Origin of the sequence: Rhodococcus spelaei, from assembly GCF_006704125.1 — a bacterium.
Lineage (GTDB): Bacteria > Actinomycetota > Actinomycetes > Mycobacteriales > Mycobacteriaceae > Rhodococcus_G > Rhodococcus_G spelaei.
Map to the genome: position 1 here is coordinate 58,497 of NZ_VIGH01000008.1, position 21,096 is coordinate 79,592.

Sequence of the window (21,096 nt, forward strand, 5' to 3'; positions counted from 1 at the left end):
CTGCGTCACAACGCGTCTGACCTGCGTGTTTGCGAAACCGGTCCTGAGAAGTTACTGAGAAGACACCGAGCCGGGAACGGGGCCGTGACTACCCGGCGGGCGCGAGGTCCGCAGGCAGCACCAGCCCGTGCCGAACCAGGGAGTGCACCAGGGGCACGGAAGCCTCGACGAGCTGCTCGGCGCCCTCACCGTGGGCGGCCGCGAGCAGCTCGACCAGCTCGTTCAACACCAGACCGTCGGCGCGCATTCCGCCGAGCAGCGCCGCGGCAAGGTCGTCCACCTCGTGCTGCCAGGCGGGCCCGTCGCCGCGGTGCACCCGCGCGACCACCTGACGCCAGCCCTCGTCGCCCGGTAGGTAGACCCGCTCCAGCGCGGTCGACGGCGCCACGAGGAAACGGCTCTCGAGCACGTCGCGCTCGCGCAGCCACGCGACCCGGTCGAAGTAGCCGAGCGCCTCGTCGCCGAGCGGGTCGCTGTAGCCGTGCCGCAGGTCCTCGGCCAGCACGTCGCTGGCTTCGTCGGTGCGACGCAGGTAGACGAAGCCGAATCCGATGCCCTCGACGTCGTTGTCCGCGAAGTGCGCCAACCACGCCTCGGCCTGCGCGGCGGTCGCCGGATCGCGGGGGTCGAGTCCGGCGTCGCGCATCCAGGTGCCCACGTACAACGCGGGATCGGCGACGTCGCGCTGCACGATCCACGCGTCCACCCCGTGCGCGGGCAGCCACGACGCCACGCGGGAGCGCCAGTCCTCCCCGTCGACGTGCAACCAGGACGCCAGCATCGAGGCGGTGCCGCCCGGCTCGAGGTGGTCGATCGCCCGGGAGATCATCAGCTCGCTGGCGCCGTCGAGATCGAGGCCCGAATCGCGGTAGGTGTGCTCGACCCGTGCCCGGCCGACCACGAACGGGGGATTGGCGACCACCCGGTCGAAGCGGCGACCGGCGACAGGCTCGAACCACGACCCGGCGAGCAGGTCGACGTCCACCTCGTTGAGCGCGAACGTCGCCGCCGACAACTCGAGGGCGCGCAGGTTGATGTCGGTGGCGGTGACGGAGCGTGCGTACCCGGTCGCATGCAGGGCCTGGATTCCGCAGCCGGTACCGATGTCGAGCACCGACCCGGTCGCGGCGGTCGGCGTCCCGCGCAGCAGCGACAGCGAGGCGTGACCCACTCCGAGCACATGGTCGGGGCTCGTGGTCCGCGGTCGCATGCTGGCGTCGAGGTCGGAGAGCACCCAGTGGTTGCCCCCGCCCAGGTCCATCGGCCGCAGGTCCAGCGCGGCCCGCACCAGGGCGCCGTCGCGTTCGAGCAGGCCGGCGGCCACTGCCTGGTCGAGGTTCACCGGTGCGAGGGCGGACGCGACGTCGGTCGCGGCGCAGTCGTCGCCCAGCAGGAACAGTCGGGCCAGCAGTCCCAGTTCGCCCGCGTCGCGGGTGGCGCGACGAACCGGCACCGGCTCGCCACGGCCCAGGGCCGCGTGCGCGTCGTCGCCGAGCGCGTCGAGCAGGGCGTCGGCGGTGTACTCGGTTCGGTGCAGGGCCTCGCGCAGCGGGCCGCAGAGGGAGAGCAGTTCGCGGTTCACGCGGACAGTCTTGCAGGCGGGAAGGATTCAGCCCTCGATCGTGTGCTGCCCGGGTGATTCGATGGCGGGCCGCGGCGGCGGCTTGTGGTCGTAGCGTCGGGGCTCGTCCGGCCGGCGCGGCGGACGGTCGTTCGCGACCAGGACCGCGATCCACGGCAGCGGGATCGACGCACCGATGATCGCGAGGCTGATCAGTGCGTTGTGCCATTCGCCGTAGGCGATGGCGGCGAGCACGAGGGCGGGGATGCGGATCGCCATCAGGATCGTGTACTTGCGGATCCGGACGCGCTGCTGCTCCTCGAAGGACTGCGCCGCGTCGGTGATGAGAATCGGGTTCCGGGACGCGTCGTCAGACTCGTCCGCGTGATGGAATCCGGAACCTGGTGCCATATCTCTACCCTCCCACTTGTGTTCGCCGAATGCACTACCGGGTCTCGCCGGACCGGCCCGGAATGCGTCATCATGGACGGGTGAGCACTCAGACCAAGGAACGTCCCGACACCACCACCGACGAGTCGACCGACGACGACGCCCCGAAGTTCTTCCACTACGTGAAGAAGAACAAGATCGCCGAGAGCGCTGTCATGGGCACGCACGTCGTGGCCCTGTGCGGCGAGGTGTTCCCCGTGACCAAGTCCGCCAAGCCGGGCTCGCCGGTGTGCCCCGACTGCAAGAAGATCTACGAGGGGTTGCGTCCCGGCGAGTGAGCCGGCGCGGGGACCGGCGGTGACGGCACCGCCGCGTCGGCGCCCGTCTCCAGCACGTTCGCCGCAGCCTCGTCGGCTTCCGGTGCCTCGTGCCGACCCCGTTCGGGTCCTGCGATACGGATCGGCGCGGACGCCAGCTTGCGGGTGAGGTTCGTCACCGTGCCGATCGGCGCGGTGACGGGCGCCGCGGTCGCGGCCTGCGCGGCCAGCCATTCCCGCATCTGCTCGATCCGAGTGGCGCGGGCGGGCCAGAACTCCTGGATCGTCGCGTTGAACTGGGCGCCCAGAACCACCGCGAAGCCGAGGAAGAACGTGAACAGCAGGAACGCGATCGGGGTGGCCAACGCCCCGTACGTGTAGCCGGTCCCGGTCACCCAGGTCAGGTACCGGCGCAGGATCGCGCTCGCCGCCATGAAGAAGACGCCCGCGAGGAGCGACCCGCACAGCAGTCGGTGCCACGGCAGCGACTTGGGCAGGGCGACTTTGTAGAGCGTGGTCAACCCGACGATCAGCAGCAGTCCCACCGCCGGGTAGTAGAACGTGTCGACCGCCTGCGAACCCACGGCATGCCAGGACTCCGGCAACACCCGGCCGATGAGGGTCGGTCCCAGCGCGACGAGGGGCAGCACGAACACCGACACGACCAGGAACATCACGTAGAGCAGCAGTGCGAAGATCCGCTGCCAGACGGGATGGCGGGCGTCCTTCTGCCCGTGCGCCTCGACGATCGAGTCGACGAAGGTCGAGATCGCCGACGACCCCGCCCACAGCGACAGCAGGAAGCCCGCCGAGATGATCTCCGGCCTGCCGCGGCCGAGCACGTCGTTGACGGTCGGCTGAATGATCTGGTCGACGACGTTCTCGCTGAACGCGCTGCGACTGAACGTGATGATCTTCGACTCGATGATGTTCACCGTGTCCGGTCCGAACCAGCCGCCGACGTAGCCGATCGACCCGAGAAGTCCGAGCAGCAGTGGGGGAAGCGAGAGTGTCTGCCAGAACGCGGCAGTCGCGGCCTTGCCGAAGATCGAGTCGCCCCACGCCTTGGTCGCGGTGCGCGCGATCACCCGCCACGCCGTGTGCAGGGGACGGAATCCCCGCTCGCTCTCCGGCGCGGCTGGACAGGTGTCGCCGGCCTGCCCCTCGGGCGAAGCCTCGGGTTCACAGACAGACTCCTCGGGCGTTTCGCCCGCGTGCTGCCCCCGGATCGGCTCACTCATGATGGTTCCAGCATTCCTGACTGCCCGCGCGTCGGCACAACCGTGGTGTCCGTGTCGGCGAAATTGTGGCCCGGGCGACGCTGCGACACCGCTCACCGACGGGTCGTCGGATGCGGAGAAGGTCGGTCGGCCGCGTTAGGCTCGTCGACGGAGCGGAGCCAGTGGAGTGACCGGCACTTCGAGTGTCGGACGCCAGCCGGACCGGACATCATCGGGCCACGACTGCGGTCGAGTAAGGAGCGGAAGCGACAGTGCTCACGGGTAATTCCGAACAGACCACCCCCGCACCCGTCGCCACCCTCCGAGCGTGGCAGCGCCGCGCCCTCGCGAAGTACCTGGCCACCAAGCCGCGTGATTTCCTCGCGGTGGCCACCCCGGGTGCAGGTAAGACCACGTTCGCGCTGCGGGTCGCCGCGGAACTGCTCGGCGACCGCACGATCGACCAGGTGACGGTGGTTGCGCCGACCGAGCACCTCAAACACCAGTGGGCCGCGTCCGCCGCCCGCATCGGCATCGCGCTCGACTCGAACTTCTCGAACTCGACCGGCCAGACCTCCGCCGACTATCACGGCGTGGTCGTCACGTACGCCCAGGTGGCGTCGCATCCGGCCCGGCACCGGGTGCGCACCGAGAACCGGCGCACGTTGGTGATCCTCGACGAGATCCACCACGGTGGTGACGCCAAGAGCTGGGGCGACGCGATCCGGGAGGCCTACGACCCGGCGACCCGCAGGCTGGCGCTGACCGGAACCCCGTTCCGCAGCGACGACAGCGCCATCCCGTTCGTGCAGTACGAGCCCGACCGCGAGGGCCTGATGCGGTCGAAGGCCGACCACGCCTACGGCTACTCCGACGCGCTGGCCGACGGCGTGGTGCGGCCGGTGGTGTTCCTGGCGTACTCCGGTGAGGCGCGCTGGCGGACCAGCGCGGGCGAGGAGTTCAGCGCACGCCTCGGCGAACCGCTCAACGCCGAGCAGACCGCGCGGGCCTGGCGCACCGCGCTCGATCCGGGCGGCGACTGGATCCCCGCCGTGTTGGCCGCCGCGAACACCCGGCTCGCCCAGCTGCGCGCCGGCGGGATGCCGGACGCCGGCGGCCTGGTCATCGCGACCGACCAGACAGTGGCCCGGGCCTACGCGAAGATCCTCGAGACCATCACCGGGCGTCCGCCGACGGTCGTGCTGTCCGACGACCCGTCCGCCTCGAAGCGGATCGCCGAGTTCAGTGCGAACACCGACCCGTGGATGGTCGCGGTGCGGATGGTGTCCGAGGGCGTCGACGTCCCGCGCCTGGCGGTCGGGGTGTACGCGACCAGTGCGTCGACCCCGCTGTACTTCGCGCAGGCGATCGGCCGATTCGTGCGGTCGCGCGCGAAGGGCGAGACGGCCAGCGTCTTCGTGCCGTCGGTGCCGGTGCTGCTGGACCTCGCCAGCCAGCTCGAGGTGCAGCGCGACCACGTGCTCGGCAAGCCGCACCGGGAGAAGGACGGCCTCGACGACGAACTGCTCGTCGACGCGAACAAGCAGAAGGACGAGCCCGGCGAGGAGGAGAAGGCGTTCACCTCGCTCGGCGCCGACGCCGAGTTGGACCAGGTCATCTACGACGGTTCCTCGTTCGGCACCGCGACCTTCGCCGGCAGCGACGAGGAGGCCGACTACCTGGGCCTGCCGGGACTGCTCGACGCCGACCAGATGCGGGCGCTGCTGCGCGAGCGGCAGTCCAGCCAGCTCGAGAAGCAGGCCCCGCCGCCGGTGGCCGCGCCGGCCGCCGTCGCGGACCGGGTCGCCTCGGCCACCAAGCTCGCGGAACTGCGTAAGGAACTCAACGGGCTGGTCGCGATGACCCATCACCGCACCGGCAAGCCGCACGGCTGGATCCACGGCGAGCTGAGGCGGGTGTGCGGGGGACCGCCGACCGCCATCGCGACGGTCGACCAGCTCACCGAGCGGATCGCCACGCTGCGGCGGTGGTAGACGCGGACGGTGGTAGACGCGAGAGAGCCCGCACCGGAACGGTGCGGGCTCTCTCGTTGCTGTGGGGACCCGGTGGCCGGGTGCCCGGTACTGCTGACGGCCTAGATCGTCGCCTCGTCGATGGCGCCGGAAACGATGGTGGCGTTCATCGAACGGAGTCGATCCTCATGCTCGTTGGCGTGGTGCTGGCAGAAGAGGAGTTCTCCACCAGAGGTGAGCACCGCGCGCACGCGGGCTCCGGCACCGCACCGGTCGCACCGGTCGGCAGCGGTCAACGGGGGGCTGGTCAGTGTTCCGGGCATGACTCCTCCGTACTGGCTTCCGGTGTGACCCGGAGGCCTGGGGCCTGGTCCGCCGCGTCGGAATGGCGCGGTGGATTCACTCTGTCAGACGTTTGGCGTTCGAAGGTTGTTCCCGTCGGCGTTTCTTTGTGGTTTCACTAACAACGAACACGCGGAATCGAGTGGCGCAGGTCACAGTGGTGGCGTCGGGATAGTCTGCGCGGGTGAGCGATCCGATCCTGGTGCACATGTGCACGGCCGCGCAGTGGGAACGCGCGCAGTCGGCAGGCAGGCGTGTGCCCGAGACCTTCGAGGCCGACGGCTTCGTCCACCTGTCGACCACCGAGCAGGTGCACCTGCCGGCGAATCGACTGTTCGCCGGGCGCACCGACCTGGTCCTGCTGTACCTGGATGCCGACCGGCTGGGCTCGGAGCTGCGCTGGGAACCGGGCGTCCCCGGCGACCCGGACTCGATGCTCTTCCCGCACCTGTACGGCCCGCTGCCCGCGGCGTCGGTCACGGCCGTCCACGACTACCGGCCCGACGGGAACGGCGTGTTCGCCCGGCCGGAGGCGCACGGCGCTACCGTTGAGACATGAACGTGGAAGTGACTCCTCTTCCCGGTATCGGCATCCGCAAGGATTTCGAGCTGACCACCGGGCGACGCGTCGGCGTGGTCACGCATCGTGACGGCGGCACCGACCTCATCGTGTCGAAGAAGGACGACCCCGACGCCTGTATGGCCTCGATCCCGCTGACCGACGAGGAGGCGGCGGTGCTCGGGAACCTGCTCGGCGCACCGCAGCTGGTCGCGCAGTTGCGTGAGGAACACCGGGACCTGCCCGGTATCAACACCCGGCAGCTGCCGATCACCGAGGAGTCGCCGTTCGACGGCCGCACCCTCGGCGAGACGGCGCTGCGCACCCGCACCGGGGTGTCGGTGGTGGCGGTGATGCGCGCGGGCCACGTGTACCCTTCGCCGACACCGGATTTCAACCTCACCGAGGGTGACCTGCTGGTCGCCGTCGGTACCTCGGACGGGCTCGACGGCGCGACGAAAATACTCCATCACGGATGAGTAGTACCGCGCTCGCTCTGATCCAGCTCGGCGCGGTCTTCTTCACGCTCGGGATCCTGGGCCGCCTCGCCGGTCGGGTCGGTATGTCGCCGATCCCGCTGTACCTCATCGGTGGGCTCTGTTTCGGCGAGGGCGGTTTCTTCAAGCTCGGCGACATCGGCGAGTTCGGGCACCTGGCCAGCGAGATCGGCGTGGTGTTGCTGTTGTTGCTACTGGGCCTCGAGTACACCGCCTCCGAGTTGGTCACCGGGATGCGGAAGTCGTGGATGGGCGGTGTCCTCGACATCGTGCTCAACGCGACACCGGGCGCGGTGGTGGCGTTGGTGTTGGGGTGGGGTCCGATCGGGGCCCTCGCCCTCGGGGGCGTGACCTACATTTCCTCGTCCGGAATCGTCGCGAAGGTCCTCGGCGACCTGGGCCGGCTCGGCAACCGGGAAACCCCGGTGGTGCTCTCGATCCTGGTGTTCGAGGACCTCACCATGGCCGTCTACCTGCCCATCCTGACGGCACTGCTCGCCGGGGTCGGGTTCGTCGGCGGGCTGAAGGCCCTCGCGATCTCGCTGTGCGTGGTTGCCGCGGTGTTGGTGGTCGCGCTGCGGTACGGGCATTACGTCTCCGCGATTGTCGACAGCAAGGACCGGGAGGTGTTCCTGCTCAAGCTGCTCGGCGCCGCGCTGCTGGTGGCCGGCATCGCCTCGGCGCTGCAGGTGTCGGCGGCGGTGGGCGCCTTTCTGCTCGGTATCGCGATCTCCGGTTCGACCGCCCGCAACGCGGCCAAGGTGCTCGAGCCGCTGCGTGACCTGTTCGCGGCGATGTTCTTCGTGGTGTTCGGGCTCAACACGGACCCGACCACCATCCCGCCGGTACTGGGCTGGGCGGTGCTGCTGGCGGTCGTGACGACCGTGACGAAGCTGCTGACGGGGGTGTGGGCGGCTCGGCGGCAGGGTGTCGCCCGGATTGGTCAGGCGAGGGCGGGCGCCGCGCTGGTGGCGCGCGGGGAGTTCTCCATCGTCATCGCCGGCCTCGCCGTGTCGGCCGGAGCGGTCGAGGGGGAACTGGCCGCGCTGGCGACGGCCTACGTGCTGTTGATGGCGATACTCGGGCCGGTCGCGGCGCGGGTGGTCGAGCCGGTCGCTCGACTGGCTCTGCGGCTGGTTCCCCCGGCCGGCGGGCAGTCGCCGGTGCGGGCGCAGGAGTAGTCCGACCACGCGACGACGCTCCACACAACGGCGCCCCACTAACGCGACGATGCCCCGCCACCGGTAGCGGTGACGGGGCATCGGGGTCGGGGAGAACCGGGCGATTAGTCCAGGTAGTCCCGCAGCACCTGCGAGCGCGACGGGTGCCGCAGCTTCGACATGGTCTTCGACTCGATCTGGCGGATGCGCTCACGCGTGACGCCGTAGACCTGGCCGATCTCGTCTAAGGTGCGCGGCTGGCCGTCGGTGAGGCCGAAGCGCAGGCGGACCACGCCCGCTTCACGCTCGGAGAGCGTCTCGAGCACCGACTGCAACTGGTCCTGCAGCAGCGTGAAGCTCACCGCGTCGACGGCCACGACCGCCTCGGAGTCCTCGATGAAGTCACCGAGCTGGCTGTCGCCCTCGTCGCCGATGGTCTGGTCCAGCGAGATCGGCTCACGCGCGTACTGCTGGATCTCCAGCACCTTCTCGGGCGTGATGTCCATCTCCTTGGCGAGCTCCTCCGGAGTGGGCTCGCGGCCCAGGTCCTGGAGCAGTTCGCGCTGGATGCGGCCGAGCTTGTTGATGACCTCGACCATGTGCACCGGGATGCGGATGGTGCGGGCCTGGTCGGCCATGGCGCGGGTGATGGCCTGACGGATCCACCAGGTGGCGTACGTGGAGAACTTGTAGCCCTTGGTGTAGTCGAACTTCTCGACCGCGCGGATCAGGCCGAGGTTGCCCTCCTGGATGAGGTCGAGGAAGGCCATACCGCGGCCGGTGTAGCGCTTGGCCAGCGAGACCACCAGGCGCAGGTTGGCTTCGAGGAGGTGGTTCTTCGCCCGGTTGCCGTCGCGGCAGATCCAGTTCATGTCGCGGCGCTGCGCGACCGGGAGCTTCTCGCCCTTCTCGGCGTGCTCGGCCATCAGCTGCGTGGCGTACAGGCCCGCCTCGATGCGCTTGGCGAGTTCGACCTCCTCCTCGGCGTTGAGGAGGGCGACCTTGCCGATCTGCTTGAGGTACGCGCGGACGGAGTCGGCGGAGGCGGTGAGTTCGGCGTCCTTGCGGGCCTGGCGCAGCGCCTCGGACTCCTCCTCGTCCCACACGAAGTCGCCGGAGGCCTTGTCCTTCTCGGACGGCTCCTCGGCCGTGGTCTCCTCTTCGTCTTCACCGACGGCGACGACCTCGACGACCTCGTCGGTGAGATCGCCCTCGGGGACCTCGAGGTCCGCCATGTCGGCTTCGTCGACACCCTCGTCCATCACGTCCGGGTCGCCGGCCTTGCCGGCAGCCTTCTTCGCCGGGGCCTTCTTCACCGCGGCCTTCTTGGCGGGTGCCTTCTTGGCGGCGGCCTTCTTGGCAGGTGCCTTCTTGGCGGCAGCCTTCTTCGCGGGTGCCTTCTTGGCCGCGGCCTTCTTCGCGGGGGCGGTGCCGGTGGTCGCCGCGGCTGCAGCGGACGCCGATTCGGTGCTCGGTTCGGCGGTCTGACTTGTTTCGGTGGCGGCCACGTACGCCCTTTCGTGACGGAATCGTGCGGCGTCACGCCAGAGAAGTTTCCGGCGGAGAGGTCAGTTGAGTTTGGCCGGCTTGGACGTCGGCCTCACCATTGTAACTATCGTCGTGAGTGGTTATGTCCCGATGCTGGTCTCCGCGGCGAGTGCGGCGCCCACGATGCCCGCCGTGTTCAGCAACGATGCCGCCACGACCGGTGTCCGGTTGGTCAGGTGGGGGATCCATTTCTCGGCCTTGCGGCTGATTCCACCGCCGGCGACGAACAGGTCCGGCCACAGCAGGTCCTCGATCCGGGTGAGCACCCGGGACACCTCCTTCGACCACGCCTTGTACGACTGGTCGTGGCGTTCCTTCGCCGCGGACGACGCGCGGTGCTCGGCTTCCTTGCCGTCGACCTCCATGTGCCCGAACTCGGTGTTCGGCAGCAGCACCCCGTGGTTGAGGATCGCGGACCCGATGCCGGTACCGAAGGTCAGCAGCACCACGACGCCGTCGACGTCCTTGCCCGCCCCGTACCGGTCCTCCGCGATGCCCGCGGCGTCCGCGTCGTTGAGAACAGTGACGGGGCGGCCGCCGAGCGCGCCTGCGAACAGGGCGCGGGCGTCCGTGTCGATCCACGACTTGTCGATGTTGGCGGCGGTCCGGGCCACCCCGGCGGTCACCACCGCGGGCAGGGTGACGCCGACGGAGCCCTCCCAGGCCGCCGCGGCCACGATCTCCCGGACGGTCGCTGCGACGGCCTCCGGAGTCGACGGCTGCGGAGTCTCGATCTTGATCCGTTCGCCGATCAGCTGACCGGTCTCGAGGTCGACGACGCCGCCCTTGATGCCGCTGCCGCCGACGTCGACGCCGAAGCCCCGACGCGTCGAGCCGGAAGCCGCCGTGACCGCACTCGCCGATGACTGTTCAATCGTCGATTCCGCCATGCTCGTCACGATAGTGGCTGGGGGCGCTGCAGGCCGCGAACTTGTCAGGCACCATGGGGCGTGCCGCTTTTCGAGAACCATCCCGCCCTCAGCGACCTCGTCGACCCCGGCCCGGGCGTATCGGCGGACGATCCGCGCATCCTGCGGGCGGTGGCCGTCCGCGTCGCCGTCGCAGCGGCCCGGCACGTGGCCGGCCGTCGGCCCGAGGTCTTCGCCGCGGTCGGCGACTCGGTCCCGGACGGCGCGGCGGCCGGCGGGGCGGTCGCGACGAAGTCCACCCCGACCGATCCGGTGACCGTGGTGGACACCGAGACCGAGGACCTGATCCGGGACCTGCTCGGACAGTCGCGTCCCGACGACACCATCCTCGGCGAGGAGGGCGGTGGCGACGCGGGCGCGGCCGCCGGAGTGCGATGGATCGTCGATCCGATCGACGGCACCGTGAACTTTCTCTACGGGGTGCCCGCGTTCGCCGTCTCGGTGGCCGCCCAGGTCGACGGGGTGTCGGTAGCGGGTGCCGTGGTGGACGTCGCCGCGGCAGCGGTGTACTCGGCGGCACGGGGCCATGGCGCAATGCTGCACGAGGCGGGTGGGGAAGCACACCGGCTGCGTTGCAACACGGTCTCCGAGGTCTCGATGTCGTTGTTGGCCACCGGTTTCGGGTACAGCCGTGACCGCAGGTCGCGGCAGGGCGAGCTGATCGCCGGTGTGCTGCCGCGGGTGCGCGACATCCGGCGGATCGGGTCGGCCGCACTGGACCTGTGCATGGTCGCCTCGGGCCGCGTCGACGCGCACTTCGAGCACGGGCTCAGCCCGTGGGACTGGGCCGCCGGTTCGCTGATCGCGGCCGAGGCGGGCGCGGTGCTGCGGCTGCCGAGCCCGGACACGATGAGCGCGGCGGGCGCGGTGGTGGTCGCGGCGGCGCCGGGCATCGCGAAGGAACTCGACGCGATGTTCACCGAGCTGGGCGTGCTCGAGCCGATCCCCGACTGACGCGTTCCTCAGCAGCGAGCGGTCCGGGCCGCCTTGAGCAGGCTGATGTCGACCGGGGCGCCGCTGCCCGCACTGCCGGGTGCGGTGTTCTTGAGGGAGGCCAGCACCTCTTCGGCGTCGGTGTTGGGCCGCAGGTCGCTGAAGTAGGTGCCGAGGGCGAAGTCGACGGTGTCGTCGGTGCGTCCGTCCTGGATCAGTTCGGCGCACGGAGCGATGAGCCACACGGAGCTGGCCGCGGCGAGACCGTTGGCCCCGAACCGGATCTGGCCCTGGCACTGCATGTTCTGGTCGACGTAGACGGGGTCGTTGCCTGCCTGGACGTCGGGCGGCGACGCGAACCCGAAGTCGCGCAGCTGGGAGGCCACGTGCACGGCCTGGCCGCGTTCGCCGTTCGCGTTGAACACCCGGACCTTGGTCGCGGCGAGCGGGGCGGGCTCGACGTCGACCAGTTTGCTCGACGAGACCGGGCTGCCCAGCGGCTGCAGTGCGGGTGCGTTCGGGTCGACCGGCTTGGAGGTGGACGGCGCGTTGCAGTCGACCGGGGCCGACAGCTCGTCGGGCTTGGTCAGGACCTGGAACCAGACGACGGCGCCGAGCACCGCGAGCACACAGATCAACGCGACGACCGGCAGGGTGCGCCGGTGTGGGAACGGCCGACCCTTGTCGTCGGTGGAGCGACCCTCGGTGATCAGTGAAACCACGATTCGTCCTGACCTCTCGGTGTTCGGGATGGTCTGCGGGAGCAGATGCGCCCAGCGTAGAGAAGGACAGCCTAGAGACTGTGTGGTTGGACTCAGTCGGGGGATCGGCGCGTCGCGCGCTCGAACGCGGAAAATGGGGCCGACCGGCCCGGAATGTCTCGGTTGGCGCCGATGTTTGTGACGATTGTCAGACGGTTTTCGGGCCAAGGCGAATTCGACAGCGACATTTGCGCCGAGGTCGGCTATTGTCTGGCGGCCCCATCGTGACAGAACGGGTGAGCCGGAGGAGTCCAGGTTGCGGAGAATGTGGCATGGATCATATTTACCGTCGCTAACTTTCGGGCACTATTTCGCGTTCTGACACGTTGTGAAGCCACACGGCTGATGGGCGGCGCGCCCACTCGGGCGTGGGGACGGGGACAGTTGACGAGAGAGGACGAGGGGAAGACGAGATGGCAACCGACTACGACGCACCGAGGCGTTCGGAATCCGATGAGGTGTCGGAGGATTCGCTGGAGGAGTTGAAGGCGCGCCGCAACGAGGCGCAGTCCGCGGTCGTCGACGTTGACGAGTCGGATACCGCGGAGTCCTTCGAGCTGCCCGGTGCCGACCTGTCCGGCGAGGAACTGTCGGTGCGGGTCGTGCCGAAGCAGGCCGACGAGTTCACGTGCTCGAGCTGCTTCCTGGTGCATCACAGGAGCAGGCTCGCGAGCGACGCCAACGGCGTGATGATCTGTATGGACTGCGCCGCCTGACGGTAGCGACGACGAAACTCGAATCGCGGCTCGAACGGTTCACGGCCGGGTCCACCGGGGTCCGACCCGGCCGAACTGCGGCCGCGGCCCGGTGACCGGCCGTCCGTGATGCCAAGTGCCCGGCCTGTACGCAGGCCGGGCACTTGGCGTCACGCGTGCTCCCGGCGGCTACTTCTTTCCGAGTGCGGCGGCGAGTTCGGTCGGCCGACGGGTGCTGACCAGCCAGTACGGCGTCGGATCGTCAGGGTCGTCGAGCACGATCAGCACCATCGGCTTGATCCAGGTGCGGTGCTCGACGTACGCGGCGGGGTCGAGTTGGCGACCGAGCGCCGCCGACTTCGCGGTCCCGGGGACGATCGCGACCCGCGAGATCGCATCGAGGGGCAGGTGGGCGCGGCCGGCCCGCAGCTCGCCCGGCGCGCCACCGACACCGGCGAAGACCTCCACCCGCACTCGGCTGAGCCACACCAGTGCCCAGACGGGGAAGGGCAGCAGCAGTACGAACGGCAGCCACTTGATCAGGCTGCGTACGCCCATGTTGACCTCGACGGCGATCAGGACCGCGACGACGAAGCCGGCGGCCCACCACCACAGTGGCACCCACAGTCGCTCGGAGTAGCTCGGAGCAGCGGCGACGCGGTCGGTGCGCAGGGATGCAGGTTGGGGGTTCTCGGACACGCATCCAGAGTAGTCTCGGTGCACGTGAGCGATCTTCCTGCCATCGAGCTGCTGCGCCTCGATCCCGAGATACCGGTCCCGCAACGTGCCCACGAATCGGATGCGGGCGTGGACCTGTGTTCCACCGTGGACGTGACCATCGAGCCGGGCGAGCGGGTGCTCGTCGGGACGGGGATCGCCGTTGCGCTCCCGGTCGGCACGGTCGGCCTGATCCACCCGCGGTCCGGGCTCGCGGCCAAGTCGGGACTGTCGGTGGTGAACACCCCGGGCACGATCGACGCCGGATACCGCGGCGAGATCAAGGTCTGCCTGATCAATCACGACCTACGTACCCCGATCGACATCCGGCGCGGGGACCGCATCGCGCAGCTCCTGGTTCAGCGGATCGAACTGGTCTCGTTCGTCGAGGTCGAGTCGCTCGACGACACCAGCAGAGGTACCGGAGGCCACGGTTCCAGCGGTGGTCATGCGATCCTGCACGCAGTGTCGGCACTGCCCGAGGAAGAGGCGCAATGATTTTCGGACGTAAGAACAAGGACGAAGCGGCGGCCGACCACGAGCCGGACCGTTTCGAGGACCTGCGCGGCGACGCACCCGAGCCCGACGCGGACTCCGAGCGTGTCGAGGAGTTCGAGGTCACCGAGGAGCGGGGTCCCTACGACGCGAGCGAGTTCGACCCCGCGGACCTCGAGCAGGAGGCCGCCGCGCGGCTGGACCTCGGATCGGTGCTGGTCCCGCTTCCCGAGGGTGGGCAGATCCAGGTCGAGATGTCGCCGGACGGCAGTCCGCAGGCGGTCCACCTGGTCACCGAGCACGGCCGGATCACGGTGGCCGCGTACGCCGCACCGAAGTCCCCGGGCCAGTGGCGCGAGGTCGCCGGCGACCTCGCCGAGTCGCTGCGCACGGACAACGCCGGGGTCAGCGTCGAGAGCGGACCGTGGGGTCGCGAACTGCACGCGGTCACGCCCAACGCGGACCTGCGCTTCATCGGCATCGACGGCTACCGCTGGATGATTCGGTGCGTCGCCGCCGGTCCGACGGGGACCGCCGGCGTCGACTCGCCGCTCGCCGAGACCGCCCGCGAGGTACTGCGCGAGACCATCGTCAATCGCGGCGACGAGCCGAACCCGGTCCGCACCCCGCTGCCGGTCGTGCTCCCGCAGGTGCTGGCCGAGCAGCTGATCGCGGCCCAGCAGCAGCAGATGCAGGCCCAGCAGCAGCAGATGGAGTCCCAGCAGTTGCAGGCGCAGCAGCAGGCCGTCGCCGAGCAGCAGGCGGTCGTGACCGAGGCCGTGCTCGACCAGAGCGAACCGCCGGCGTCGCCGGAGGAGCGTCCAGGCGGGTCCGGCTCGGCGATGCAGCAGCTCGGTCGCTAGCGCGGCGCGCGCACCAGGGCGGCCAGGCAGCCGCGCCCGAGCGCTGCGGGATCGGCACCCACCTCGTCGAGGGTGACCGTCTCGAGCGCCGCGTGCGGCAGCAGGGCCGCCCACTGCGTGCCCACCGCCAGCGGATGGACCGGATCGTCGGTCGCCGCACAGATTCCCACCGGGACGGTGGTACCCGCCATCTCGTCCTCGTCGAGTCCGCGGTACCCCGCCGCCTCGTCCAGCGCCTGCGGCAGGTGCGGCCACTGAGAGCGCCAGGACCGTTCCAGTTCGCCGCCGAGCCAGGCCGGTGATGTCTCGATCATCGCGCCCGTGACGGCCTCGAGACCGTCGGCTCGCAGCCGGCTCGCCGTCAGCATGGCGCTCTGCGCCGCCGGGGCGTCGACGGGGTCACCGGTCCATGCGGGCAGCGCGGCCAGCACTCCGGCCGCCAGCGACTCGTGCCGCGCGGCCCACTGCAGCGCGACCGCCGCCCCGATCGAGATGCCGCCCGCGAGGATCGGCCCGTTCCGGTCGGCGGCCGCGGTGAGCGCGTCGAGGTAACTGCCGACGACCCTGCGCGGGTCGGGATCGACAGCGATGACATCGACTCCCACCTGCGACAATGCTGCGGTGAACGCCCGTGCGGCGAAGTGTGCGTCGGATCCGGTTCCGGGGAGGACCACGGCGACCCGCGGCAGGTTCAGTTCTGGCATATGTCGATACTGCACGGTGGCTGTGAGGGCCCCCACAGACGGTGTGGTTAGTGGTTCGGGTTGGGGCTACAGTGGCGATCACAGACGAACTACGAGCGGGGCGAGGCTCGCACCGCACATGCTCCAGGAGCGCACAAATGGCACTCGCGGCCAACGGTTACTTTCGCCGACTCACCCGTCGGCTGACCGAGGACATCGATCAGCTCGACGCCGAGGAGATGGCGAACTCGTCGCAGGCCTCGGGCGCGCAGCGCGCGTGCGACTGCTCCCGGGGCGAGGAAGTCACCATGCTGGGTCGGCTACGCAGCGTGGAGGCGTGTCCGAAGTCGTCGAACGCGAGCGTGGAGGCCGAGTTCTTCGACGGCACCGATGCGGTCACGCTGGTCTGGATCGGGAGGCGCCGGATCGCGGGCATTGAACCCGGCAAGAAGCTGAAGGTGCGTGGACGCCTCGGCGACCGCAACGGCCAGAAGGTCATCTACAACCCCTATTACGAGCTCAGCGGCGACGCCTAGCCGGCGCCCGCCTCCCGGCGTTGCCGCCTGGCACGTGTGGCAGTCTCGTGGAGTGAGCGACACGCAGCAGCAGTCCATCCTCGAACAGCTCGGCGGCATCAGCGGGCTGGTGTACTCGACGCTGCCCATCCTGGTGTTCGTGCCGGTCAACAGTCTGTTCGGGCTCACCGCCGCGATCTGGGCCGCGCTCGGGGTCGCTGCGGTCGTGCTGGTGTGGCGCCTCGTGGTGCGTGGCACCATCCAGCCGGCGATCTCCGGCTTCGTCGGAGTCGGCATCTGCGCGTTCATCGCGCACCGCACGGGCGACGCCAAGGGCTACTTCCTGTTCGGCATCTACACCTCGTTGCTGTACGCGGGGGTGTTCGTCGTCTCGATCCTGGTGCGTTGGCCGCTGGTCGGCGTGCTGTGGGGATTCCTGAACGGTCACGGCAACAGTTGGCGGCGGTCACGTCCGGCGCTGCGTGCCTATGACATCGCGACTGTCGCTTGGGCGCTGGTGTTCGCCGCGCGGTACCTGGTGCAGTCGCAGCTCTACGACACCGACCACACCGGCTGGCTCGCGGTCTCGCGAATCGCGATGGGGTGGCCGCTGACGGCGTTGGTGTTGCTGGCGACGGTCTGGGCGGTGAGGCGGGCCGACCGGATCGTGGACGAGACGGTCGTGGACGAGACGGTCGTGGGTGCGACAGAGGCGGAGGCCGAGTCGGAGCAGTCCGTTCTCGGGACGCCGGAGTCCGGCGAGTCCGGTGGGCCCGACCGCGACCGCCCCTGAGTCGAACGAATGAATGTCGTTCGTTCGAATCAATACGGGTGACAATTGTTATCGGAACGCGAGCATATTGTGATCTACCCCACCCCCTTTCGGGCGCGTTTCGATAAACAACCCGGTAGACGATCCGGTAATCGGAAGTGCCGGGAAATCGGCGGTTGACCGCACTCCGGGTCGAATTCGGCGACGGCCGCCCGTGTCACCCGACCGGCAGTCCGGCTTCGAGCAGTTCGAGGGCCCGGATCGGGTACCGGAGGTCCTCCGGCGCGGTGCCCGCCATGGCCAGTACCGCCCCGGTCATAGCGCCGACGAGCACCCGCAGTCCGGGGTCGTCCGGGTCCCGGTCGAGCCGCCTGGCGAGAATCTCGACGGCGAACTCGATGCTCCGGTAGAGCTCGTCGGCGAACGCGGCCCGCAGTGCGGGCACTCGGAACATCAGTCGGGACCTGGCCAGCTCGAGCTCGACCTGTTCCTCGGACATTCCGGCGAGAGTCGTCTCGAACGCCTGCCGGAACGCTGCCAGGGGAGGGACCTCGAGCGGGATCCGCTCGAGCGCGGCGATGGTCGGGTCGTCCAGGTCGTCGGCCATCACGACCCGCTCCTTGCTCGGGAAGTAGCGGAAGAAGGTGCTGGGGGACACCTCGGCGGCCTCGGCGATCTGCTCGATCGTGGTGGCCTCGTAGCCCTGAGTCTCGAACAGTCTCATGGCCTCAGTGCGGATCGCGGCCCTCGTCCTGAGCTTCTTGCGTTCGCGGAGTCCCAGTTGCTCAGGTCGCGGTGCCATGGGGCAAGCCTTCCGTACGTGCGGTCCGAGGTGCGTGAAGCGCGCCGTCGGCATCCTCGGCGGTCCCAGCCCCAGGCCCAGTACCAGCGTCGTCGTCCTGCGGCGGCGGCCGCAGCGGGAGGGCGATCGCGGCTGCGACCGCACACGCGGCCGAGACCGCGACGGTGACCCAGAGCACGGCCGACATGCCCGCGACGAACGACTCGCCGGCGACGCGAGCGAGTGCGGGTGTTCCCGACTGCTGCGCGATCGCAGCCGCGGCGGCGACGCCGTCACGGGCACGGTCGGCCAACGCGGGCGGGAGGGGTCCGGTGTCGAGATGGGCGCGGTACGTCGAGGCCAGTACCGTTCCGAGGACCGCGACGCCGATCGTGCCGCCCGCCTGGCGTAGTGCCTGGATCAGTGCGGATCCCGACCCGGACCGCTCCGCGGAGAGTGCGCCGACGGCGGCGGCCATTGCCACCGGCATCACCAGCCCCAAGCCGATTCCGGCGGCGGTCAGCCAGCACGCCACCACCGGGTAGCCCGTCGCGGCGGTGGTGAACGTGGCGAACAGTGCGGAGCCGCCGATGACCACGAATCCGAGTCCGATCACGGCGCCCGCACCGAGGCGAACGCCGAGCGCGGCACCGAGGCGGGTGCCGATCACCAGTCCGCCGATCAGGGGTAACAGCTTGAGTCCGGTGCCGAAGGCGTCGCTGCCCTGTACGGACTGGAACAGTTGCGGCAGTGAGAAGAACAGGCCGAACATTACGAAGGACACGGCGGTGGAAAGTGTTGCACCCCATGTGAACTCCCGGCTACGGAAGAGCGCGAGGTCGATCAGGGGGTAAGGGGTGCGGCGCTGACGGAGAACGAACGCGACCAGCGCCACGATCCCCGCCGACAGGCTCGCCAGGGTGGTCGGATCGCCCCACCCGCCGTCGCCGGCCGCGATGAAGCCGTACGTCAGCGCGAGCAGTCCGAGCGACGACAGCACGGCTCCCGGCAGGTCGAAGGGCAGGCGGTCGGTGGCGCGCGATTCCGGCACCAGCGCCACGATGGCGAGCAGGCCGACGCACACGAGAGGCACGTTGATCAGGAACACCGAGCCCCACCAGAAGTGCTGCAGCAGCCAACCGCCGACGATCGGTCCGAGCGGCAGCCCGATCGCGGTGGAGGTGACCCAGACGGCCAGTGCGCGAGCCTGGTCGCGCTTGTCGGGGAACATGACCGGCAGGACCGCCATCGACATCGGCATCATGACGGCGGCCGCGAGGCCGAGAACCGCTCGGGCGCCGATCAATTCGCCGGCGGTGCGGGCGTAGGCGCAGGCCACCGACGCGAGACCGAACAGCGTCATCGACACGACGAGCATCCGTTTGCGGCCGATCCGGTCGCCGAGAGTTCCCGCGGGCAGCAGTGCGCCGGCCAGGACCAATGTGTACGCGGTGCTGAACCACTGCAGTTGTGAGGTGTCGGCGTGCAGGTCCACCGCGAGGGTGGGCAGCGCGACGATCAGGACCGTGGTGTCGAGGCCGATCGTCAGCATGGCCACGGCGAGGGCGCCGAGTGCCCACCAGCGGTTCGTGGTGGTCGAGGGGGTGGCGACTGAAGTCATGACATCAACTCCGATATGGAAGTAGATAGAAACTGAATGTTACTCTCAGAATCTCGCCGGGCAAGAGGTTGACCTAGCTCGTACGGTCGACACATGAGCAATCTCGAGACGGCCCCGCGCGAGTCGACGTGCGGCGGGCTGGCAGGCACGTCAGCGACACCCGCACACGAGGTCTACGCCGGACGGGAGGTGATGCTCGGGGAGACGGTCGTGACCCGACTGCTGCCGAACCTGGGCCGCCGCCTGGTCGGGCCGTGGTGCTTCATCGACCACTACGGCCCGGACGACATCGAGAAGGAGCCGGGTATGTCGGTGCCGCCGCACCCGCACACCGGTCTGCAGACGGTCAGCTGGCTGCTCGACGGTGAGATCCGGCACCGGGACAGCATCGGCAGCGACCAGGAGTTCGGTCCGGGGCAGCTCGGACTGATGACCGCCGGTCGCGCCATCGCGCACGCCGAACACAGCCCCGCCCGGCACCCGCGCCTGCTGCACGGCGCCCAATTGTGGGTCGCGCTGCCCGAGGCGCACCGCCACGGCGCCCCCAGCTGGGAGCACCATGCCGACCTGCCGGTGCTGACCGGCCCGGGACATCGGACCACGGTGATCCTGGGGGAGTTGGCCGGTGCGCGCTCACCCGGGACCACCTACAGTCCGCTGGTCGGAGCCGACGTCGAGGTGACCAGCGGGACCACCGTGCTGCTGCCGCTCGAGCGCGACTTCGAGCACGCGGTGCTGGTGATGTCCGGGATCGTGGAGGTCGACGGGACCCGGATCGGGCCGGGGACGATGCTCTACCTCGGCTGTGCGCGAACCGAACTCGCCGTCAGCGCCGAGGTGAACTCGAAGCTGCTGTTACTGGGCGGCGAGCCGTTCGAGGAGCAGATCGTGATGTGGTGGAACTTCGTGGCCCGCAGCCACGAGGAGATCGTCGCGGCGCGGACCGAGTACATGGAGGGCTCCGAGTTCGGCGTGGTGCGCGCGTACGACGGCCCACAGTTGCCTGCGCCCGCGTTGCCGCCGGGACCGCTTCGGCCGGGCGGCGCGACCCGCTGACCGACCCCCCGTCAGCGCTTGACGCCGACCGCCTCGCGCAGTTCGTCCTCCACCTCGACCGAGGCTACGAACAGCAGTTCGTCGCCGCCCTCGATCGGGTCGTCCGGCTGCGGCACGATCACCCGTCCGCCGCGGATGATCGTCACCAGTGCGGCGTCGCGGGGCAGTTGCATCTTGCGCACCGGCTTGCCCGCCAGTGCGGTGTCCGCGGGCAGGGTGATCTCGACCAGGTTGGCCTGCCCCTGCCGAAAGGTCATGAGCCGCACCAGGTCCCCGACCGAGACGGCCTCCTCGACGAGCGAGGCGAGCATCCGGGGCGTCGAGACCGCGACGTCCACGCCCCAGGACTCGTCGAAGAGCCACTCGTTGCGCGGATCGTTGACCCGGGCCACCACCCGCTGGACGCCGAACTCGGTCTTGGCCAGCAGGCTGACCACGATGTTGACCTTGTCGTCGCCGGTCGCCGCGATCACCACGTCGTAGGACTCGAGCTTCGCGGACTCGAGCAGCCCCAGCTCGCAGGCGTCGGCGTGGACCCAGTGCGCGTCCGGGATCGCCTCGGGGTCGACGTGTTCGAGTTTGCGCTCGAGCAGCGTCACGTAGTGCTCGCCGCGAACGAGCTCGCGGGCGATGGAGCGGCCTACGGCGCCTGCTCCGGCGATTGCGACTCTCATCGGTGCCGTCCGATCGGGTTGGGGGGTGGGGCGG

24 protein-coding genes are annotated in these 21,096 nt (G+C 69.6%); 12 read left to right on the forward strand and 12 right to left on the reverse strand.

Annotated elements, in window-relative coordinates:
- Positions 1-88 precede the first annotated feature (88 nt).
- Positions 89-1,582 (reverse strand): DUF7782 domain-containing protein, encoded by a 1,494-nt coding sequence (locus tag FK531_RS17255; RefSeq protein WP_142101522.1) that lies wholly within the window; start codon positions 1,580-1,582, stop codon positions 89-91.
- Between the two features lie 27 nt (positions 1,583-1,609).
- A complete protein-coding gene (locus FK531_RS17260; RefSeq protein WP_142101523.1) occupies positions 1,610-1,972 on the reverse strand; it encodes a DUF3099 domain-containing protein in 363 nt (120 codons plus the stop codon).
- Positions 1,973-2,052: 80 nt separating this feature from the next.
- Between FK531_RS17260 and FK531_RS17265 the strand changes: the two genes are divergently transcribed.
- Positions 2,053-2,289 carry a DUF3039 domain-containing protein gene (locus FK531_RS17265; RefSeq protein ID WP_142101526.1) on the forward strand — a complete coding sequence of 79 codons (237 nt, stop codon included), beginning with the start codon at positions 2,053-2,055 and terminating at the stop codon, positions 2,287-2,289.
- Here the strand turns inward: FK531_RS17265 and FK531_RS17270 are convergent.
- Positions 2,262-3,356, reverse strand: coding sequence for a YihY/virulence factor BrkB family protein (locus tag FK531_RS17270; protein WP_435531067.1), 1,095 nt, complete (start codon positions 3,354-3,356; stop codon positions 2,262-2,264). The two genes, FK531_RS17265 and FK531_RS17270, sit on opposite strands and share 28 nt — an antisense overlap.
- A 404-nt stretch (positions 3,357-3,760) precedes the next feature.
- Here FK531_RS17270 and FK531_RS17275 point away from each other — a divergent pair, with 404 nt between their 5' ends.
- A complete protein-coding gene (locus tag FK531_RS17275; protein WP_142101530.1) occupies positions 3,761-5,482 on the forward strand; it encodes a DEAD/DEAH box helicase in 1,722 nt (573 codons plus the stop codon).
- Between the two features lie 101 nt (positions 5,483-5,583).
- On the opposite strand, the gene FK531_RS17280 is transcribed toward FK531_RS17275, so the two are convergent.
- Positions 5,584-5,784 carry a DUF7455 domain-containing protein gene (locus FK531_RS17280; protein WP_142101532.1) on the reverse strand — a complete coding sequence of 67 codons (201 nt, stop codon included), beginning with the start codon at positions 5,782-5,784 and terminating at the stop codon, positions 5,584-5,586.
- Positions 5,785-6,011: 227 nt separating this feature from the next.
- Between FK531_RS17280 and FK531_RS17285 the strand changes: the two genes are divergently transcribed.
- The 3 genes from FK531_RS17285 to FK531_RS17295 are packed head-to-tail and all read left to right on the forward strand — an operon-like array spanning position 6,012 to position 8,040.
- Positions 6,012-6,362: a DUF952 domain-containing protein gene (locus FK531_RS17285; RefSeq protein WP_142101958.1), complete on the forward strand. Its 351-nt coding sequence runs from the start codon at positions 6,012-6,014 to the stop codon at positions 6,360-6,362.
- The gene (locus FK531_RS17290) at positions 6,359-6,841 is read left to right on the forward strand and encodes a cation:proton antiporter regulatory subunit (RefSeq protein ID WP_142101534.1); all 483 of its coding nucleotides are present in this window, start codon (positions 6,359-6,361) and stop codon (positions 6,839-6,841) included. Before FK531_RS17285 ends, FK531_RS17290 begins: the two co-directional genes overlap by 4 nt.
- Positions 6,838-8,040: a cation:proton antiporter gene (locus FK531_RS17295; protein ID WP_142101536.1), complete on the forward strand. Its 1,203-nt coding sequence runs from the start codon at positions 6,838-6,840 to the stop codon at positions 8,038-8,040. Before FK531_RS17290 ends, FK531_RS17295 begins: the two co-directional genes overlap by 4 nt.
- A gap of 104 nt (positions 8,041-8,144) precedes the next feature.
- Here the strand turns inward: FK531_RS17295 and FK531_RS17300 are convergent, their stop codons facing one another.
- Both FK531_RS17300 and ppgK read right to left on the reverse strand, forming a co-directional pair.
- Entirely contained in the window at positions 8,145-9,527 is a 1,383-nt protein-coding gene (locus FK531_RS17300; RefSeq protein ID WP_142101538.1) for an RNA polymerase sigma factor, read from the reverse strand.
- Positions 9,528-9,647: 120 nt separating this feature from the next.
- Complete coding sequence (gene ppgK / locus FK531_RS17305) at positions 9,648-10,457, reverse strand: polyphosphate--glucose phosphotransferase (RefSeq protein WP_142101540.1); 810 nt, start codon at positions 10,455-10,457, stop codon at positions 9,648-9,650.
- A 60-nt stretch (positions 10,458-10,517) separates the two neighbouring features.
- Here ppgK and FK531_RS17310 point away from each other — a divergent pair, with 60 nt between their 5' ends.
- Entirely contained in the window at positions 10,518-11,450 is a 933-nt protein-coding gene (locus FK531_RS17310; protein WP_435531060.1) for an inositol monophosphatase family protein, read from the forward strand.
- Between the two features lie 8 nt (positions 11,451-11,458).
- Here the strand turns inward: FK531_RS17310 and cei are convergent, their stop codons facing one another.
- Positions 11,459-12,151: an envelope integrity protein Cei gene (gene cei, locus FK531_RS17315; protein WP_142101542.1), complete on the reverse strand. Its 693-nt coding sequence runs from the start codon at positions 12,149-12,151 to the stop codon at positions 11,459-11,461.
- 452 nt (positions 12,152-12,603) lie between these two features.
- On the opposite strand from cei, the gene FK531_RS17320 reads away from it, so the two are divergent.
- On the forward strand, positions 12,604-12,906 hold the full coding sequence (locus tag FK531_RS17320; RefSeq protein ID WP_050066107.1) for a DUF4193 domain-containing protein: 303 nt from the start codon (positions 12,604-12,606) through the stop codon (positions 12,904-12,906).
- 168 nt (positions 12,907-13,074) lie between these two features.
- On the opposite strand, the gene FK531_RS17325 is transcribed toward FK531_RS17320, so the two are convergent.
- Positions 13,075-13,584: a DUF3093 domain-containing protein gene (locus FK531_RS17325; protein ID WP_246098232.1), complete on the reverse strand. Its 510-nt coding sequence runs from the start codon at positions 13,582-13,584 to the stop codon at positions 13,075-13,077.
- A gap of 24 nt (positions 13,585-13,608) precedes the next feature.
- Here FK531_RS17325 and dut point away from each other — a divergent pair, with 24 nt between their 5' ends.
- Both dut and FK531_RS17335 read left to right on the forward strand, forming a co-directional pair.
- Positions 13,609-14,100, forward strand: a complete 492-nt coding sequence (gene dut / locus FK531_RS17330) for a dUTP diphosphatase (protein ID WP_142101546.1) — start codon at positions 13,609-13,611, stop codon at positions 14,098-14,100.
- The gene (locus FK531_RS17335; protein WP_246098255.1) at positions 14,100-14,960 is read left to right on the forward strand and encodes a DUF3710 domain-containing protein; all 861 of its coding nucleotides are present in this window, start codon (positions 14,100-14,102) and stop codon (positions 14,958-14,960) included. Before dut ends, FK531_RS17335 begins: the two co-directional genes overlap by 1 nt.
- Here FK531_RS17335 and FK531_RS17340 read toward each other — a convergent pair.
- Complete coding sequence (locus FK531_RS17340; protein ID WP_142101550.1) at positions 14,957-15,664, reverse strand: alpha/beta fold hydrolase; 708 nt, start codon at positions 15,662-15,664, stop codon at positions 14,957-14,959. The two genes, FK531_RS17335 and FK531_RS17340, sit on opposite strands and share 4 nt — an antisense overlap.
- Positions 15,665-15,801: 137 nt before the next feature.
- Between FK531_RS17340 and FK531_RS17345 the strand changes: the two genes are divergently transcribed.
- Together FK531_RS17345 and FK531_RS17350 are read left to right on the forward strand one after the other, a co-directional pair.
- Entirely contained in the window at positions 15,802-16,179 is a 378-nt protein-coding gene (locus tag FK531_RS17345; protein ID WP_142101551.1) for an OB-fold nucleic acid binding domain-containing protein, read from the forward strand.
- A 52-nt stretch (positions 16,180-16,231) separates the two neighbouring features.
- Complete coding sequence (locus FK531_RS17350) at positions 16,232-16,951, forward strand: DUF3159 domain-containing protein (RefSeq protein WP_142101553.1); 720 nt, start codon at positions 16,232-16,234, stop codon at positions 16,949-16,951.
- Positions 16,952-17,147: 196 nt separating this feature from the next.
- On the opposite strand, the gene FK531_RS17355 is transcribed toward FK531_RS17350, so the two are convergent.
- Positions 17,148-17,732 carry a TetR family transcriptional regulator gene (locus FK531_RS17355; RefSeq protein ID WP_142101554.1) on the reverse strand — a complete coding sequence of 195 codons (585 nt, stop codon included), beginning with the start codon at positions 17,730-17,732 and terminating at the stop codon, positions 17,148-17,150.
- The gene (locus tag FK531_RS17360; protein ID WP_142101556.1) at positions 17,716-19,332 is read right to left on the reverse strand and encodes an MFS transporter; all 1,617 of its coding nucleotides are present in this window, start codon (positions 19,330-19,332) and stop codon (positions 17,716-17,718) included. Before FK531_RS17360 ends, FK531_RS17355 begins: the two co-directional genes overlap by 17 nt.
- 93 nt (positions 19,333-19,425) lie before the next feature.
- Between FK531_RS17360 and FK531_RS17365 the strand changes: the two genes are divergently transcribed.
- Positions 19,426-20,388, forward strand: a complete 963-nt coding sequence (locus FK531_RS17365; protein WP_142101558.1) for a pirin family protein — start codon at positions 19,426-19,428, stop codon at positions 20,386-20,388.
- A gap of 11 nt (positions 20,389-20,399) precedes the next feature.
- Here FK531_RS17365 and FK531_RS17370 read toward each other — a convergent pair whose 3' ends face one another.
- A complete protein-coding gene (locus tag FK531_RS17370) occupies positions 20,400-21,062 on the reverse strand; it encodes a potassium channel family protein (protein WP_142101560.1) in 663 nt (220 codons plus the stop codon).
- Positions 21,063-21,096: the final 34 nt, after the last annotated feature.

What these genes read in the sequence shown, in the direction of transcription:
- ppgK (WP_142101540.1), bottom strand. Translation starts at nt 10,457, where the DNA reads ATGGCGGAATCGACGATTGAACAGTCATCGGCGAGTGCGGTCACGGCG.
- FK531_RS17345 (WP_142101551.1), top strand. Translation starts at nt 15,802, where the DNA reads ATGGCACTCGCGGCCAACGGTTACTTTCGCCGACTCACCCGTCGGCTG.
- FK531_RS17260 (WP_142101523.1), bottom strand. Translation starts at nt 1,972, where the DNA reads ATGGCACCAGGTTCCGGATTCCATCACGCGGACGAGTCTGACGACGCG.
- FK531_RS17370 (WP_142101560.1), bottom strand. Translation starts at nt 21,062, where the DNA reads ATGAGAGTCGCAATCGCCGGAGCAGGCGCCGTAGGCCGCTCCATCGCC.
- FK531_RS17355 (WP_142101554.1), bottom strand. Translation starts at nt 17,732, where the DNA reads ATGGCACCGCGACCTGAGCAACTGGGACTCCGCGAACGCAAGAAGCTC.
- FK531_RS17365 (WP_142101558.1), top strand. Translation starts at nt 19,426, where the DNA reads ATGAGCAATCTCGAGACGGCCCCGCGCGAGTCGACGTGCGGCGGGCTG.
- FK531_RS17290 (WP_142101534.1), top strand. Translation starts at nt 6,359, where the DNA reads ATGAACGTGGAAGTGACTCCTCTTCCCGGTATCGGCATCCGCAAGGAT.
- FK531_RS17360 (WP_142101556.1), bottom strand. Translation starts at nt 19,332, where the DNA reads ATGACTTCAGTCGCCACCCCCTCGACCACCACGAACCGCTGGTGGGCA.
- FK531_RS17280 (WP_142101532.1), bottom strand. Translation starts at nt 5,784, where the DNA reads ATGCCCGGAACACTGACCAGCCCCCCGTTGACCGCTGCCGACCGGTGC.
- FK531_RS17320 (WP_050066107.1), top strand. Translation starts at nt 12,604, where the DNA reads ATGGCAACCGACTACGACGCACCGAGGCGTTCGGAATCCGATGAGGTG.
- FK531_RS17295 (WP_142101536.1), top strand. Translation starts at nt 6,838, where the DNA reads ATGAGTAGTACCGCGCTCGCTCTGATCCAGCTCGGCGCGGTCTTCTTC.
- FK531_RS17340 (WP_142101550.1), bottom strand. Translation starts at nt 15,664, where the DNA reads ATGCCAGAACTGAACCTGCCGCGGGTCGCCGTGGTCCTCCCCGGAACC.
- FK531_RS17285 (WP_142101958.1), top strand. Translation starts at nt 6,012, where the DNA reads ATGTGCACGGCCGCGCAGTGGGAACGCGCGCAGTCGGCAGGCAGGCGT.